Source organism: Halorubrum sp. SS7 (genome assembly GCF_005435055.1).
Lineage (GTDB): Archaea > Halobacteriota > Halobacteria > Halobacteriales > Haloferacaceae > Halorubrum > Halorubrum salinarum.
Genome location: NZ_SGXV01000215.1, coordinates 1 through 666, shown reverse-complemented (window position 1 = coordinate 666; position 666 = coordinate 1). Strand labels below are relative to the sequence as shown.

Annotated in this window: 1 protein-coding gene; it reads right to left on the bottom strand. The window is 68.2% G+C overall.

What is annotated here, in order from left to right; all coding sequences use genetic code 11:
• The coding region (locus tag EXE44_RS17695) for an MMPL family transporter (RefSeq protein ID WP_158293500.1) at positions 1 to 666 on the bottom strand (666 nt) is incomplete at both ends.

Below are 666 nucleotides of genomic sequence, written 5' to 3'. Positions count from 1 at the left end.
CGCGGGATTCGAGCAGGTCGTCGACTTCGACCTTCATCGCCGGGATCAGCAGGCCGAACACCAGCAGCGCCGCGGTGATCCCCGCGGAGCTGACGATCCCGAACTCCCTGATCGGCGGCACGGGGCTAGTGAGGTTCGAGAGGAATCCGATCACGGTGGTCGCCGTGACGTAGAGCAGCGCGATCCCGACGCCGACGAGCGCGGTCCGCATCGAGCCTCGCGGCCCGTCCCCGCCGCCGTTGGCGCGCTCCTCGCGGTGGCGCATGAAGATGTGTATCGCGTAGTCGATGCTCAGCCCGATCAACAGCACCGGGACGGCGATGAAGATCTGGTTGAACGCGATGTCCGTCCAGCCCATGAAGCCGAACGTCCACGCGAGTACGGCACCGATGCCGAACAGCCCCAGCAGGATGTCGAGCACGTCGCGGTAGGCGACCGCGAGCGCGATCAGCACGAACAGGACCGCCAGCGGCCCGACGATCAGCAGGCTGTCCGTCATCGAACTGGTGATCTCGTGGCTGATGTCCCCCGCGCCGAACACGAGGTACTCGCCGCCGCCGGCCCGTTCTCCCAGCGTCTGCATCGCCAGCTGGGCGTCGATCACGTCCTCGCCGGCGGCGCCGGTGGCCGCGGCGCCCTCGCCCTCCATCGTCACGATCAGCATCG